This is a genomic window from Actinomyces polynesiensis, assembly GCF_000820725.1.
Lineage (GTDB): Bacteria > Actinomycetota > Actinomycetes > Actinomycetales > Actinomycetaceae > Pauljensenia > Pauljensenia polynesiensis.
Genome location: NZ_CCXH01000082.1, coordinates 1 through 15,039, shown reverse-complemented (window position 1 = coordinate 15,039; position 15,039 = coordinate 1). Strand labels below are relative to the sequence as shown.

The window sequence follows — 15,039 nt, the reverse complement described above, 5'->3', positions numbered from 1 at the left end:
ATGGGATCCCCTCCTCCCCGCTGCCGTCGGTCGGCACTGCATCGTGGGGGCCGTCCCCGGCGGCGCCCTCGCCGAGGGGGTGGAGGAAGGGGGCGAGGTCACCGGGCAGCGGCGCCGCGGCGAGCGTGCCCTCCCGGGAGGTCGCCGAGTGCACGAGCAGGAGGTGGTCCCCCGCGGGCTCGACGTCGACGAGGACGTCGCGGGTGCGTCCGGTCACCGGGACCGGGGCGCAGTCGGGATGGGCCGTGGGCCAGAGCCAGACCTCGGAAGTGGTGGTGGACTCGGAGATGACCTCCACCCAGGCGCGGTCGCGGCAGGGCGCGAAGTACAGGGCGAAGCGCTCGTCGGGCTCCTCGAGGACCAGGCGGTCGGTGCGGGGCTCCGCCCCGACCTCGTGGAGCCACAGCTGGTGCTGGCGCCAGGCGTCGTCGACGCGCGGATAGAGGAGGAAGCGTCCGTCCGCCGACCAGGCCAGACCCTGCCCCGTGCCGGTCACGCCCTCGTCCAGGACCTCCCCGGAGGCGACGTCCTGGACCACGACCGTCCAGCGCTCGTCACCGGCGAGGTCGCGCTGCCAGGCGATGCGGGTGGCGTCGGGGGAGGGGGACAGGGAGGCGAGACGGAAGAACTCCTGGCCTCTCGCGCAGACCTCCTCGTCCACCAGGAGCTGCTCCCCGGGCAGGGGCGCACCGGGGAGGACCACCGGGACGGCGGGGTCGGGGGCGGTGGTGTCCACCGGGACCCTGTGGTGAGAGGGGTAGGAGTGGCCCTCGGTGGTGCGGGAGAAGTACCACCAGTCGCCCTCGCGCACGGGGACCGTCGTGTCGGTCTCCACGGTGTGCGCCCGGAACTCGGAGACGAGCCTGTCGCGCAGCGGGCGGGTGGGGGCGGTGACGCGGTCCGTCCACGCGTTCTCGGCCTCGAGGTGGGCGAGGACCTCGGGGTCCTCCTTGTCGCGCAGCCACTCCCACGGGTCCGCGAAGGAGTCCCCGTGGAAGGTGCGGGGGGCGCCGGGGCGTCGTGGCGCGAGGGGCGGGATCCCGGGGGTCGCGGGCGCGGAGGGGAGGGAATCGGTGGAGGACGCACTCATGGTCCACCACCCTAGACCCGGGCCGGGGACGTGCCCCGGACCCACTACTCTGCTCCTGGACGGCAGCCCACGGAGGGAGCGGACGGTGGACCCGGTGGTGGACGCATGACGGCAGCACTGACGACCAATGTGCACGACACGGCGCTGGTCTTCGAGGGCGGGGGCATGCGCGGCACCTACACGGCCCCCGTGGTCGCCACCCTCCTGGAGGCGGGGATCCACTTCGACTGGGTCTCGGGGATCTCCGCCGGTTCCACCCACGTGTGCAACTACGTCTCCCGCGACCCGGCGCGGGCGCGGCGTTCCTTCGTCGACATCGTCTCCGACCCGGAGTTCGGAGGGGTGCGCTCCTTCCTGCGTGGGGACGGCTACTTCAACGCCGCCCACATCTACGAGCACACGTCCCTGCCCGACGAGTGGCTGCCCTTCGACTGGGCCACCTACCGTGACAACCCGATGCAGGTGCGGGTGGGGGCCTTCAACGCGACGCGGGGCGAGGAGGTCTGGTTCACCAAGGAGGACATGTCCACCCTGGAGGACCTCACGGTGCGGGTGCGCGCGTCCTCGACGCTGCCCGTCCTCATGCCGCCGGTCACCATCGACGGGGAGGTCCACGTCGACGGGGCGCTGGGCCCGGACGGCGGGATCCCGCTCGACGTCGCCGAACGTGACGGGTACGAGAAGTTCTTCGTGGTCCTCACCCGTTCGCGGAACTACGTCAAGGGCGCCCAACGTTTCCCCTCCCCCACGTGGTTCCGTCGGCGCTACCGCGACCTGCCCTCCGTCGCCGAGGGCATCCTCGCCAGGCCCGGTCGCTACAACGCGACGCGCCGGCACCTCTTCGAGCTGGAGGCCCAGGGGCGGGCCATGGTCTTCGTGCCCGAGGACCTGCACATCAACAACACGGAGAAGCGGCGCCCCCGCCTGGAGCGGACCTATGAGGCCGGTCTGGCCCAGGCACGTCGCGAGCTGCCGCGGTGGAGGGACTTCCTGGGGGTCTGAGGCCGGGGGAGGTCGCGGGTCCCGCCCTCGTGTGCGGTGGTCCCGTCCCCGGCCTCGTGCACGGTCCCGTCCTCGTCCTCGTCCGTCCTCCCCCCGGGAGCCCCGGCCCGGTCGGTCCCGGCCCGGCGCCCCGCAGCCGTCCTTCTCCACGGACCCGGCGACCCGCTGCGCCGGGTGCCCGGGATCGTTCAGGCCGCCACTGCCGGTGCGCGACCCCACAGGTCCGCGTAGGCACCCCCGGCACGCACCAGGTCCTCGTGGCGTCCCCGCTCGACGACCCGTCCCCCGGAGAGGACGAGGATCTCGTCGGCGTCCACGACGGTGGTCAGGCGGTGGGCGATGGTCAGTGTGGTCCGTCCCCGGGAGAGGCGGTCGAGGGCGTCCTGGAGCTCGTGCCCGGTGCGGTTGTCCAGCGCGCTGGTCGCCTCGTCGAGGATCAGCAGTGCCGGGTCGGCCAGGAGTGTGCGGGCGATGGCGAGTCGCTGCTGCTCCCCGCCGCTGAAGCGGTGGCCCCGCGCTCCCACGACCGTGTCGAGCCCGGCGGGGGTCGCGGCCACCGTGTCGGCCAGCCGGGCGACCCCGAGTGCCTCCCACAGCTCCTCGTCGGTGGCGTCGGGTCGGGCCAGGCGCAGGTTCGCGGCGATGGTGTCGTGGACCAGGTAGGTCTCCTGGCTGACCATGCCGACGACGCGGGTGAGGTCGCGGCGGGTGAGGTCGCGCAGGTCCACGCCGTCCAGCGTCACGGTGCCGGAGGAGGGGTCCATGAGGCGGTCGGCGAGGGCGGCCACGGTGGACTTGCCCGACCCGGTCTCCCCGACCAGGGCCAGGGTGCGGCCGTGCCCCAGCTCGAAGGAGACGTCGTGGACGGCGTCGACCGGGGCGCCGGGGTGGCGGAAGGTGACGTGGTCGAAGCGCAGGGTGGCGGCGGGGTGGGCGGGGAGTGGTCGTGCGAGGTCGGTCGCCGGCTCGGGCACGTCCGTGCGCAGGTCCATGTAGCCGAACACCCGGGAGAGGATCGCCGTCGAGGTCACCCAGTCAGAGCCGGTGTTGAGCAGTCCCATCAGGGGTCGGAAGAGGGTCGACTGCAGGGCGGAGAAGGCGATGAGCGTCCCGATCGTCATGCCGCCGCCCGTGGCGGGCAGTCCGGCGACCAGGTAGACGAGGGCGGGGATCGTCGCGAAGACGACCTGGACGGTGGCCATGCGCCACCGACCGGCCATGCGGGCGTCCACCTCGAGGTCGGCGAGGTGGCGGGAGATGCCGGAGAACTCCTCGGTGCGGCGTTCACGCAGCCCCAGGGTGCGGATCAGTCGCGCCCCCGACACGGAGAGGGACTCCTCGACCGACACGGTGAGTTCGGCCAGGGCCTGCTGCTGGCGGGCGGTGACGTCGCGCCGGGCCAGGGAGACGCGGCGCGTCACCCACACGGCCACGGGGACCACCAGCACGGACAGGAGCGACAGGCGCCACGACAGGGCGACCATCGCGACGGCGGTGGCCACAGCAGTGGTGAGGTTCGCCGCGATGCCGGTGGCGACGTCGGTGATGACACCGCCGAGCCCCCCGACGTCGTTGAGCAGGCGGGAGGTGATCTCGCCGCCACGGGTCCGGGTGAAGAAGCCCAGGGACTGGTCCTGGAGGCGGTCGAAGACCTTCGTGCGCAGCTGGTGCATGAAGGAGGTGCCCACCCGCGTCGAGACGAGGGTCTGGACGACCCCCATCACCTGCGAGACGAGGGCGACGCCGACCATCCCGCCGACGAGCACCACCAGCAGGCGCACGTCCCCGTCGGGGATGGCGCGGTCCACGGTGGCCCGGAGCAGGAAGGGTTGGGCCATCGAGACCAGTGAGGAGGCGACGATGAGCACGACGACGGTGGCGAGCGCGAGGCGGTGGGGGCGCAGCAGCGCCCAGACCCTGCGCCACTTGACGGGGGAGGTGGCGACCTGGGCGCGGTCGTCCGCGCTGGCCCGGGACGTGCGGAGGGGACCCCCTCCGCCGGGTGTGGGTGTGTGGTTCATGGTGACCTCCTGGGTCGTGCGGGCACGGGGAGGGTGCGGGCAGGTGGATGGCGTGCGGACACGCGGACGGTGTGGGTGTGCGAGGGGCGCCGCGGTGCGGGACCGGGCCCGGCAGCGGACGTGGGTCGGTCTCGCCGCGGTGGGGTCGACCCGGTCCGGCGCGGTTGCTGCCGGGAGTGGATGGGCCGTTCGGTCCGGCGGGGCAGACGCCGGGAACGGGTGGGCGGTCCGGCGGGGACGAGGGCGTGTCCCTCAACGGGTGGGGCAACCCGTCGATATAGTGAGTATGCCTCACTATGAGTGTGTGGCAAGATTGAGCTGTGCCACACGACGACCAGACCCCGGCGGGCCCGCCTGCTGGTGGTGTCCGACGCCCGCGCGCATCTGAGGGGGAGGGGCCCACACCGGCCAGGGACGCCGTGCCTGCCGTCAGCCCTGCGTCGGCCGCGGACACCGTGCCCGCCGCGGACACCGTCCCTGCCGTGGATCCCGGGTCCGCCGCGGCCCCCAATCCCTCCGGGCAGTCGACCCCGTCGGCGGACCGCTCGTGCCCCGACGGCGACGGACTGACGCCCGACGTCGAGCTGACGGAGCTCCTCCACCGGACCCTGCGGCTCTACCGGCAGGGGATGCGCGAGCACATGGATGCCGGGTCCCCGCCCATGCACCAGGTGCGCGCCCTCCGCCAGCTCGTCGCCCACGGGCCGATGCGTCCCGGGCAGCTCGCGGAACTCCTCGGCATCGCTCCCCGGTCCGCGACGGGCGTGGTCGACGCCCTCGAGGAGCGGGGCCTCGTCGAGCGATCCAGGGACCCCCATGACCGGCGTGCCCAGGTGGTGACGCCCACCGTCCGTGCGCGGGATGCCCTGGAGACCGCCGCCCGGGCGCGGGAGGAGGCGGCACGGGACCTGGTGGCCCCGTTGGGAGAGGCGGACCGCCGGGAACTCACCCGCCTGCTGCGCCTGGTCGCGAGGTCCTCGCAGGACTGAGGTGCACGGCACCGCGTGGCGAGCCCGTGCCCGGGACCGCGAGGCATGCCCCTGAACCGCACCAAGTGGCGCGCCCCTGCCCAGTGCCGCGTGGCATGTGCCTGCCGGGGAGCACCGGGCGTGCCCCTGCCCGGGACGGAGCTGGCCGGGGGACGGAGCAGTCCGGGGGACGCGTCGCCCCGATGAGTGCCAGCGAGCCCGGTCAGCGCCTGGGTGACCGGGCGGGACGACGGCGTGCCGGTGCCCGCGGGGTCGCCCCCGGGATACCGGCACGGTGCGGTGCGGTCACTCTGCTGCCAGCGCCTCCACCGGAGAGGTCCGAGCGGCCCTCCGCCCGGGCCACCACGAGGCCACGACCGCTGCTGCCACCATGACCACCACGACCAGCGCCAGCTGCCACCAGGGCAGGGTGTGGACGGCAGGGATGCCCGAGGCTGCGGTGACCGCCTCGGTGCCGATCAGCCCGAACGCGACGCCCAGCACCATGCCGACGGCCGCTCCGGCCCCCGATATCATGAGCGCCTCGTCCAGGAGCATCCGCTTCATCTGGCGTCGGGTGAGGCCCAACGCCCGCAGGAGCCCGTTCTCGCGGGTGCGTTCCGCCACCGACAGGGACAGGGTGTTGGTGACCCCCACCAGCGCCACGAGGACGGAGACCCCGAGCAGCGCCAGCAGCACGACGAGCATCGTGTTGATCATCTGCGTGAACTGGGCGCGCAGGGGCGCCGCCCCCGAGACGTCCAGGGAGTTGTCCAGCGAGAGGATCGCGGACTGGACCCCGTCGACATCGGCGTCCTCGGAGAGCCGGATGTCCACGGCCGTGACGGCGGCACCCGGCGCCAGGTCCGACAGGACGGAGCTGGCGACCACGGCCTGTCCCCACTGGACCCGCTCGCTCCCGACCGCGGACAGGGTCCGGCAGTTGCCCGTCCCGACACACACGCTCACCCGTGATCCGTCCTGCGTGCGGTCGGTGGGCAGGAACACCTGGTCGGCGCCGGGTGCCTCGATCGCCGAGTGGGCCACTCCCGACAGGTCGGGCTCACCGAGGACAGAGACGGTCTCGGTCCCCTGCCCATCGTCGGCGTCGATGCTCCCGGTCGCGGATCGCTCGACGGCGGTGGCCTCGACCCCCTCGACCCCGGCGATGCGCCCGACGAGGTCCTCGTCCAGCGTTCCCGTGGTCGTGGAGGCGACCACGTCGATCGGGGCGAAGGCGTCCAGCCGGTCGAACACGGAGGTGCGCAGGGACCCGGTCCCCACGAGCAGTGTGGTGATCAGGGTGACCCCGATGACGATGGCCGTTCCCGTGGCAGCGGTGCGCCGTCGGTTCCGCAGGGTGTTCTCGCGTGCCATGCCTGCCACCGGACCCCTCCCGACTCCTCCGAGTGCATGGGTGAGCGCGGGCAGGAGGAGGGTGCACAGCAGCAACAGGCCGACGAGGCACAGCATGCAGGCACCCAGCACCACGAGGAAGCCGCGGGAGGTGTCCTCCATGTGCAGCCCTGCCCAGACCAGTCCTCCGCCGGCCAGGGTCAGGAGCGCCCCGATCACTGCGCGGAGCCGTCCGACCCGGCGTGCACCCGCGCCGGCCTCGTCCTCCGGTTGGAGGGCCACCATCGGTGGCACGCTGGCCGCGGCGAGGGCGGGACGCATTCCCAGCACGGTGGTGAGGACGGTGCCGAGCACCCACACCCCCACGACCGTCACCGGACGCACCCCGGCCAGGGCCCGGACGAAGGAGTCCGACATACCCGTGACGGAGAGTCCCCACGACCCGAGCAGGAGGGCGGCCACCACACCGACGAGGGAGGACACCGCGCCCACCACGAGTGTCTCGGTGAGGAGGAGACGTCGGACCTGGCGGGCGGTCGCACCCACGGTCCTCAGAAGGGCGAGCTCGCGCCGACGTTGCTGCAGGACGACCTGGAAGGTCGAGGAGACGACGATCGAGGCGACGAGCAGGGCGATGAGGGGGAAGGTCAACAGCATCGCGGTCATGGTCCCCTCGCCGAGCTTGGCGCCGGCGAGGTCATTGTCCAGCGCGGCCCCGGCCGTGCGGACCCGCACTCCGGGGTCGGTGCCGAGGGTCCGGGTGATCGTGTCGGCGAGCTCCTCCTGGGTGGTGGCACCGGGATCGGAGGTCTCCGCTGCCACCAGCAGGGAGTCGACCTGGACGGCGGAGGAGACGGCCCGCATCCCCTCCGGGGTCACCCCGACCGTGGGGGTACCGAAGCGGTCGGTCGCGCTGATGCCGGTGACGGTCACGGGCACCGTCGTGGTGGTGACGGTCCCGTCCCCGGTGCCGGTGGTGACCACCGCGTCGACCTGCCCGCCGACGGAGACGCCGAGCTGGTCCGCCGCCGACTGGTCGAGGAGGATGCCCTGCGCGGAGTCCGGTTCGGTGCCGGTGACGATGTCGGGCTGCTGGAAGGGCTGGTCCAGCAGGACGGCCACCTGGCGTTGGAGGCGGGCCGAGGACGAACGCAGCTCGGTCCATCCGGAGGTGCGCTCGGCGACGGACGCGACCCCGGGTGTCCCGCGCAGCTCGGTCGCCAGGGCGTCCATGTCAGGGGAGTCGGAGGCCGCGGGGTCCTCGTCGACGACCACTGCCACCCCGGTGTAGGAGTCGCGGATCGAGGCACTCAGGGTGTCGGCCAGACCTTGGGTGAACATCAGGCACAGCAGGACGAAGGCCATCGAGATCGCCACGGCGACGCCCGTGGCCACGTAGCGGCGTCCGTGCTGGCGGACATTGGCGCGCAGCAGCTCGTTCACAGTCCGACCGTCCCCAGTTCCTCGACGGAGGGTCGGTCCAGGTCGGCCCGGATACGGCCGTCCCTCATCACGAGGGTCCGGTCCGCCGCGGCGGCCGAGGAGGGGTCATGGGTGACCATGATGACGCTCTGGCCGAGGTGGTCCACCGCGTCGCGCAGGAGACCCAGGACCTCCCGGGAGGCGGCGGAGTCCAGGTTGCCGGTGGGCTCGTCGGCGACGATCACGGCGGGGCGCATGACGAGGGCGCGGGCGACGGCCACGCGCTGCTGCTGCCCGCCGGAGAGTTCGGAGGGACGGTGGGAGAGCCGGTCGCCCAGCCCGAGTGCGGCGACGACCTGGTCGAACCAGGCGCCGTCGGGACGTCGACCGGCGAGCTTGAGGGGCAGCAGGATGTTGGCGCGGGCGTCCAGGGTGGGGACCAGGTTGAAGCTCTGGAAGACGAACCCGATGCGGTCCCGGCGCAGTCGGGTGAGTGCGTCGTCGGAGAGTCCGGTGAGGTCCGTGCCCTCGACCTCGACACTGCCCGAGGTGACGGAGTCCAGACCGGCCAGGACGTGCAGCATCGTCGACTTGCCGGACCCGGACGGCCCCATGATCGCGGTGAAGCGTCCCTGCTCGAAGTCGACGTCGACTCCGTCGAGGGCCACCACGCGCGTCTGCTCGCTGCCGTAGACCTTCGTCACCTCCCGCAGGGAGACGACGGCGGTGGCGACTGCGGGGGGACGCCCCGCGGGACCGGACAGGGGGATGGTCGTGTGTGACATGGGTGCTCCTTCTGGTGTGCTTCGATCGTCACACCTCAGGAGGGGTTCAGGACATGGGGGACATCCCTGGAAGATCCCGGGGGGCGGCACTCAGGGTGACCGGGACCACGCGGGTGCGGGGGCCCACCCGGCCTCACGCCAGGTGCAGGGCCCGGTAGCGGTTCACGGCCGCCCCGAGGTCCACCCGACGGGGACGGGACAGGAAGGCGGGGTACTGCCGGGCACCGAAGCGGGTGAGCCCGTCCAGGCCCTGCTCGCGCAGGAGGGCCTCGATGCGGTCCAGACCCGCGGCCAGGGTGGTGTGCCCGTCGAAGACGTCCTCCAGGAGCCCGCGCATCGCCCAGGCGATGGCCTCGGTCTGGCCGGGGTCGACGACCTGCTCGACATCGGCGAGGTCCACCGTCTGTCGGTCCAGGACCACCTGGTCGAGGCCCGTGGCCTTGGTCTTGGGGCGTTCCGCACCCCCGCGCGCACGCAACGGCGTGCGCGCGGCGACCTCGTCGAAGCCCTCGACGTCCGAGCGTTCCCGCGGCATCGCCGCGCACACCTCCCTGGCCCGCGCGGTGACGTCCAGGCAGCGGTAGGTGTCGAGCATGAGCACGCGGTCGGCGACGTCCAGGTAGTCCCCGGACCCGCCCATGACCAACACCGTGGACACCCCGCGCTCGCGGGACAGGCCCGCGATGCGGTCCACGAGCGGTGTGATCGGCTCCTTGTCCGCGTGGACGAGCTCGCGCATGCGGGCGTCGCGGATGAGGAGGTTCGTCGCCGAGGTGTCCTCGTCGATGAGCAGCAGGGGGGAGCCGAGCTCCACGGCCTCCACGAGCGAGGCCGCCTGCGAGGTGGACCCGGAGGCGTTCTCCGTGGAGAAACGAGTGGTGTCGGCTCCCCCGGGCAGGTGGTTGATGAAGGCGGAGACATCCACCCCGGTCACCGCGCGCCCGTCGGCCGCGCGCACCTTCATGGCGTCGGGCAGGGTCGCCACCAGTTCGCGTCCGTCCCCGGGGACGTGCGGGTACACCCCGCGCTGGAGGGCACCCAGCAGGGTCGACTTGCCGTGGTAGCCCCCGCCCACGATGACCGTGACACCCGGCTCCAGGGCCATTCCGGACACGGCGCCCGCATGGGGCAGCAGGACCTCGCGGCGCAGGGAGTCGGGGGAGGAGAAGACGACCGAGTCCTCCATGGGCAGCTGGGAGATGCCCGAGCGACGTGCCAGGACCGCGCCGTCGGCGACGAAGGCGATCCACCCGTTCGCGCTGAGCGCCTCCTGCAGGGCCCGGTGGTCCTCGAGCGCGTGGACGTGGGAGCGCAGGGCGTCGACCCGACCCCCGCCCTGCTGGGACACGAAGTCGAAGGCGGCCATGACCGCATCGGGGACGTCGAGGTCGAAGAGGCGGGCTGCGGCTCCCCCCTGGATGGTCCGACCCCGCGCCGGCATGCGGACCTGGAAGCGGATCTCCACGCGGTCGGGCGTGACGGTGCAGGCCGAGCGCTGGAGCACCTCCTGCCCGACGCGCACGACGTGGACGTCCCCCGAGGGCGCGTGGCCCCGGATCGACTCCGCCAGGGCGCGCACGAGGAAGTCGGCCACCGCCAGGCGCTGGTCGACGGTGCCCAGGCAGTCCGCGGGCAGCCCCATCCGGGCGGGCTCCGCGATGGCCCGCAGGGACGAGGGCGGGGCGTACGGGTCGGACTGGACGTGGTCGATGGCCAGCGAGAAGTCCCCGTAGTCCCAGTCCCCCGTCACGGACTTGTAGGCGCCGTAGTTGCGTCCGTCCAGCCTGCGCAGGTCGGCGATGAGGTCCTGGTCGGATCCGCTGCGTCGTCGCAGGGGACGGTCCTCACCGTGGGAGCTGCGACGGGGTCCGGAGGAGTCGGGGCGCGGTGTCATGGCTCCAGCCTAGGTTCTGCACGGCCGGGCCCGGAGGAGGGGAAGGTCAGTAGCTCCCGCCCGTGTTCGACGCGAGGACGCCGAAACCGATGACCAGGATGATGGCGAGGACGATGCCCAGTCCCCACAGGACGACGGCGATGATGCCGAGGATCTTGCCGATGCGCGCGTTCTGGGTGACGTCGTCGGGCAGTCCGGCCTCCTCGGCCTGCCGGATCAGGGAGTTGCCCCAGACCCACGCCGGGATCGACCCGAACAGGCCGATGAGCACCAGGCCGAGGATGCCCAGGACCAGCACGATGGTCGAGTTGGAGCGGATCCGGTCGGCCTCGACGAGGGAGGCGGTCCCGTACTGCCCGTACTGCCCGTACCCCGGTTGGCCCCAGGCCTGCTGCTGACCCTGCTGCGCGTAGCCACCGGACTGCCCCCACGCCTCCTGCTGGCCGGGTGTTCCCTGGCCCCACTCGCCCTGGGGCTGGACCGGCTGCACCGGAGGGACCGGCTGCTGGGCGGACCAACTCGGCTGCTGGGGTTGCTGGGGCTGCTGTCCGTTGGGCTCGGGGGAGGCATAGGGGTTGGACATGGTGTCCCTTCCGTCGGTCGGGGATGCTGCCGCCATCATAGGGTCCGGCAGACCCCGCGCACGAGGGCGTCCCCGCACCTGTGCCGGGAGGTCGGGCCCACCGCAGCCCCCACGCACGAGGGCGCCCCCGCACCGGGAGGTCTGTCCCGGGTGCGGGGGCGTCGCCCTCGTACGTGTGCAGGTCAGAGCATGCAGGACACGCAGCCCTCGACCTCGGTTCCCTCCAGCGCCATCTGGCGCAGGCGGACGTAGTAGAGGGTCTTGATGCCCTTGCGCCAGGCGTAGATGTAGGACCTGTTGAGGTCGCGCGTGGTGACGGTGTCGGGGTAGAAGAGCGTCAGTGACAGGCCCTGGTCGACGTGCTGGGTGGCCGCCGCGTAGGTGTCGATGATCTTCTCGGGCCCGATCTCGTAGGCGTCCTGGTAGTACTCGAGGTTGTCGTTGGTCATGAAGGGTGCCGGGTAGTAGACGCGCCCGATCTTGCCCTCCTTGCGGATCTCGATCTTGGACACGATCGGGTGGATCGAGGAGGTCGAGTTGTTGATGTAGCTGATCGACCCGGTGGGGGGCACGGCCTGGAGGTTCTGGTTGTACATCCCGAACTCCGCGACGTCGGCGGCCAGTTGGCGCCAGTCATCCGCGGTGGGGATGTGGATGGAGGACTTCGCCAGGAGCTCACGGCACTTGTCGGTGGTCGGCTCCCAGGTGCCCTCGATGTACTTGGTGAAGTACTCCCCGCTCGCGTACTTCGAGTCCTCGAAGCCGGCGAAGGACTCCCCGCGCTCGCGGGCGATCCGGTTGGAGGCGCGGATGGCCTCGTAGGCGACCGCCAGGAAGTACATGTTCGTGAAGTCCAGTGCCTCCGGGGAGCCGTAGTACACGTGCTCGCGGGCCAGGTAGCCGTGCAGGTTCATCTGCCCCAGGCCGATGGCGTGGCTCATGGCGTTCCCGCGCGCGATGGAGGGCACCGACTGTATGTCGGAGAGGTCCGAGACGGCGGTGAGCCCCCGGATGGCGGTCTCGATGGTGCGCGGGAAGTCGGGGGAGTCCATCGTCTTGGCGATGTTGAGGGACCCCAGGTTGCAGGAGATGTCCTTGCCGACGTGGGAGTAGGAGAGGTCGTCGTTGTAGGTGGAGGCCTCCGAGACCTGCAGGATCTCCGAGCACAGGTTCGACATCGTGATGCGCCCCTTGATGGGGTTGTCGCGGTTCACCGTGTCCTCGAAGACGATGTAGGGGTAGCCGGACTCGAACTGGATCTCCGAGACGGTCTGGAAGAAGCGGCGCGCGTTGATCTTCTTCTTGTGGATCCTCGGGTTCTCGACCATCTCGCGGTACTTCTCCGTCACCGAGATCTCGGTGAAGGGCACCCCGTAGACGCGCTCCACGTCGTAGGGGCTGAAGAGGTACATGTCCTCGTTGTGCTTGGCCAGCTCGAAGGTGATGTCGGGGATGACGATGCCCAGGGAGAGGGTCTTGATGCGGATCTTCTCGTCCGCGTTCTCCCTCTTCGTGTCCAGGAAGGACATGATGTCGGGGTGGTGGGCGTTGAGGTAGACGGCTCCCGCACCCTGACGGGCCCCCAGCTGGTTGGCGTAGGAGAAGGAGTCCTCCAGCAGCTTCATGACGGGGATGACCCCGCTGGACTGGTTCTGGATCTTCTTGATCGGCGCCCCGGCCTCGCGCAGGTTCGTCAGGGACAGCGCCACCCCGCCGCCGCGCTTGGACAGCTGGAGGGCGGAGTTGATGCCGCGGGCGATGGACTCCATGTTGTCCTCCACGCGCAGGAGGAAGCAGGACACGAGCTCACCGCGTGCGGCCTTGCCGGCGTTGAGGAAGGTGGGGGTGGCCGGCTGGAAGCGGCCCGACATGATCTCGTCGACCAGTGCGCGTGCGGTCCCGATGTCCCCGTTGCCCAGGTACATGGCGACCATGGTGACGCGGTCCTCGAAGCGCTCGAGGTAGCGGGTGCCGTCGAAGGTCTTGAGCGTGTAGGACGTGTAGTACTTGAAGGCCCCCAGGAAGGTGGGGAAGCGGAACTTGTAGGCGTAGGCCCTGCGGTAGAGGTCCTTGACGTCGGCGAAGTCGTACTGCTCGATGACGTGGGCCTCGTAGTAGCCCTCGTCGACGAGGTACTTGAGCTTCTCCTCCAGGTCGTGGAAGAACACGGTGTTCTTGTTGACGTGGGTGAGGAAGTACTGCCGCGCGGCCTGGCGGTCGGCGTCGAACTGGATGTGGCCCTCGGCGTCGTAGAGGTTCAGTTGCGCGTTGAGGGAGTGGTAGTCCAACTCGGGGTTGGGGGCCTCTTCTACGCCGGTGTCGGTGAGGTTCTCGACCAAAATTCGCTCAGTCCTTCGTGAACTCGGGAGACGTCCTCAGGGGTTCCGAGGAGCTCGAACTTGTAGAGGTGCGGGACGTGGAGCTTCGCGGAGATGATGTCCCCCGCGAGGCAGTATGCCGTGCCGAAGTTCGTGTTGCCCGAGGAGATGACTCCCCGGCAGTGGCTGCGGTTGGTGGGGTCGTTGAGGAACTTGATGACCTGCTTGGGGACGGCCCCGCTCGTGTTGCCCCCGCCGTAGGTGGGGACCACCAGCACGTAGTCGTGGTCGACGTGGAGGAACGGGTCGTGGGCACGCAGGGGGATGCGTTCCGCCGGGTAGCCGACCTTCTCCACGAAGCGGCGTGTGTTCCCCGTGGCCGAGGAGAAGTAGACGATGGCCGGCATCATCGGGAGTCCTCCTTCAGGTGGTCGGGGTGGGGTCCGTGATCCGGTCCGCCCGGCTCCCCGCAATCCTCCCACCCGGTCGGGCGGGGCCGTGGGCCCCGGGGTCCGGTCAGACAGCTGTCCCGGCCACCTGTGGGGTGACCGGGACGCTGGGTCAGGCCTGTGCGACGCGCAGACCGGCGCCCTCGAGCGCTGCGGCCGCGGCCGCCTTGATGCGGTCGGGGCGGTAGCCGCTCCAGTGGTCCTCGCCGGCGATGACGACGGGGGCCTGCTGGTAGCCCAGTCCCTTGATGAACTCGAGCGCCTCGACGTCCTGGGTGACGTCGACCGAGCGGTAGTCGAGTCCCTGCTTGTCGAGCGCCCGGTAGGTGGCGTCGCACTGCACGCACATCGGCTTGGAGTAGACCGTGATCGCCATGGGGGCACCCATCCTGTCCTGGTTGTCGGGAGTGGTGACCGGTCCGGATGACGGCCCTGTAATCACACACATGTCATTCTCGGGGCGCGGCTTCCGCCCTTGACGTGTTCCAACACTACACCTTGTGTCCGGGGTGTCGAAGGACCACTAGGGGTTGTGTCCGGGGTGTCGTCAGGACCCTCCTGTGGACAGCCCGTCCGAGGGTGTGGACGGCCTGTGGAGGGCCCCGGGTGGAGGGGCGTTGCGGCCACGACACCATGGTCCCGCGGGGCATGTGCATCTGGCGTGTGCGCGCGCCTCCGGCACCCGGGGGCGGCAGCCGCGGTTGTTGTGGACGGAGGTTCCGTGCCTGGTGCACACCCTGTGGACAACAGCCGTGTGATTCGCCCGGGATCCGTCCGCGCCATCGGCGTGTCGCACCACAGCGGCACCGGCGTCGCGGTCGGCGGCCCCCAGCGTCCCGGGCACCAGGATGGGGGAGCCGCAACGATCGGGAGCGACCACGTCCGGGGGCAGGTCCGGGTTTCTCCTGGTCCGCCCGGGGAGCACCGGGAAGCGTGGGCCCCGGCGTCGAGGTGGACCATCGCCCCCCTGTCCGGCGAGGTGCGGTCCCGGGTGCTCGAGACTGCCTCCGCTGTGAGGACCGGTCCCGGCGAGCCCGTGGTCGCCCTCGTCCCCGTCATCCCCGGGGAGGGCGGTGCCCGGCTTCCGGCCTGCCGCGGCGGGGTTGCTCCCGCGCTCCTCGCCCGGATGGGAGAGCCGTGTCCTCCCCCCG

Annotated in this window: 10 protein-coding genes and 1 pseudogene; 2 read left to right on the top strand and 9 right to left on the bottom strand. The window is 71.3% G+C overall.

Features of this window, described 5'->3' with window-relative positions:
• Positions 1 to 1,090 (bottom strand): annotated as a pseudogene (locus tag TA90_RS03165) (S9 family peptidase); the annotation flags it as partial.
• Between the two features lie 105 nt (positions 1,091 to 1,195).
• Here TA90_RS03165 and TA90_RS03160 point away from each other — a divergent pair.
• Positions 1,196 to 2,092: a patatin-like phospholipase family protein gene (locus tag TA90_RS03160; RefSeq protein WP_043534571.1), complete on the top strand. Its 897-nt coding sequence runs from the start codon at positions 1,196 to 1,198 to the stop codon at positions 2,090 to 2,092.
• A gap of 188 nt (positions 2,093 to 2,280) precedes the next feature.
• Here TA90_RS03160 and TA90_RS03155 read toward each other — a convergent pair whose 3' ends face one another.
• The gene (locus TA90_RS03155; protein WP_043534570.1) at positions 2,281 to 4,113 is read right to left on the bottom strand and encodes an ABC transporter ATP-binding protein; all 1,833 of its coding nucleotides are present in this window, start codon (positions 4,111 to 4,113) and stop codon (positions 2,281 to 2,283) included.
• A 419-nt stretch (positions 4,114 to 4,532) separates the two neighbouring features.
• Between TA90_RS03155 and TA90_RS14870 the strand changes: the two genes are divergently transcribed.
• Entirely contained in the window at positions 4,533 to 5,102 is a 570-nt protein-coding gene (locus TA90_RS14870; protein WP_052450431.1) for a MarR family winged helix-turn-helix transcriptional regulator, read from the top strand.
• 285 nt (positions 5,103 to 5,387) lie between these two features.
• Here TA90_RS14870 and TA90_RS03145 read toward each other — a convergent pair whose 3' ends face one another.
• The 7 genes from TA90_RS03145 to nrdH all read right to left on the bottom strand — a co-directional run bounded on the left by TA90_RS03145 (position 5,388) and on the right by nrdH (position 14,264).
• On the bottom strand, positions 5,388 to 7,880 hold the full coding sequence (locus TA90_RS03145) for an FtsX-like permease family protein (RefSeq protein WP_043534569.1): 2,493 nt from the start codon (positions 7,878 to 7,880) through the stop codon (positions 5,388 to 5,390).
• On the bottom strand, positions 7,877 to 8,644 hold the full coding sequence (locus tag TA90_RS03140; RefSeq protein WP_052450430.1) for an ABC transporter ATP-binding protein: 768 nt from the start codon (positions 8,642 to 8,644) through the stop codon (positions 7,877 to 7,879). Before TA90_RS03140 ends, TA90_RS03145 begins: the two co-directional genes overlap by 4 nt.
• A 133-nt stretch (positions 8,645 to 8,777) precedes the next feature.
• Positions 8,778 to 10,538: an ABC-ATPase domain-containing protein gene (locus TA90_RS03135; RefSeq protein WP_043534568.1), complete on the bottom strand. Its 1,761-nt coding sequence runs from the start codon at positions 10,536 to 10,538 to the stop codon at positions 8,778 to 8,780.
• 46 nt (positions 10,539 to 10,584) lie between these two features.
• Positions 10,585 to 11,121, bottom strand: coding sequence for a hypothetical protein (locus tag TA90_RS13035; RefSeq protein ID WP_147513342.1), 537 nt, complete (start codon positions 11,119 to 11,121; stop codon positions 10,585 to 10,587).
• Positions 11,122 to 11,303: 182 nt separating this feature from the next.
• A complete protein-coding gene (gene nrdE, locus TA90_RS03125; protein WP_043534567.1) occupies positions 11,304 to 13,460 on the bottom strand; it encodes a class 1b ribonucleoside-diphosphate reductase subunit alpha in 2,157 nt (718 codons plus the stop codon).
• On the bottom strand, positions 13,430 to 13,846 hold the full coding sequence (gene nrdI / locus TA90_RS03120) for a class Ib ribonucleoside-diphosphate reductase assembly flavoprotein NrdI (protein WP_043534573.1): 417 nt from the start codon (positions 13,844 to 13,846) through the stop codon (positions 13,430 to 13,432). The genes nrdE and nrdI overlap by 31 nt, the downstream gene beginning before the upstream one ends.
• A 154-nt stretch (positions 13,847 to 14,000) precedes the next feature.
• The gene (gene nrdH, locus TA90_RS03115; protein ID WP_043534572.1) at positions 14,001 to 14,264 is read right to left on the bottom strand and encodes a glutaredoxin-like protein NrdH; all 264 of its coding nucleotides are present in this window, start codon (positions 14,262 to 14,264) and stop codon (positions 14,001 to 14,003) included.
• Positions 14,265 to 15,039: the final 775 nt, after the last annotated feature.

Excerpts from the sequence above, each read along its gene's own strand:
- TA90_RS13035 (WP_147513342.1), bottom strand. The coding sequence starts at position 11,121 with ATGTCCAACCCCTATGCCTCCCCCGAGCCCAACGGACAGCAGCCCCAG.
- TA90_RS03140 (WP_052450430.1), bottom strand. The coding sequence starts at position 8,644 with ATGTCACACACGACCATCCCCCTGTCCGGTCCCGCGGGGCGTCCCCCC.
- nrdI (WP_043534573.1), bottom strand. The coding sequence starts at position 13,846 with ATGCCGGCCATCGTCTACTTCTCCTCGGCCACGGGGAACACACGCCGC.
- TA90_RS03135 (WP_043534568.1), bottom strand. The coding sequence starts at position 10,538 with ATGACACCGCGCCCCGACTCCTCCGGACCCCGTCGCAGCTCCCACGGT.
- TA90_RS03155 (WP_043534570.1), bottom strand. The coding sequence starts at position 4,113 with ATGAACCACACACCCACACCCGGCGGAGGGGGTCCCCTCCGCACGTCC.
- TA90_RS03160 (WP_043534571.1), top strand. The coding sequence starts at position 1,196 with ATGACGGCAGCACTGACGACCAATGTGCACGACACGGCGCTGGTCTTC.
- nrdH (WP_043534572.1), bottom strand. The coding sequence starts at position 14,264 with ATGGCGATCACGGTCTACTCCAAGCCGATGTGCGTGCAGTGCGACGCC.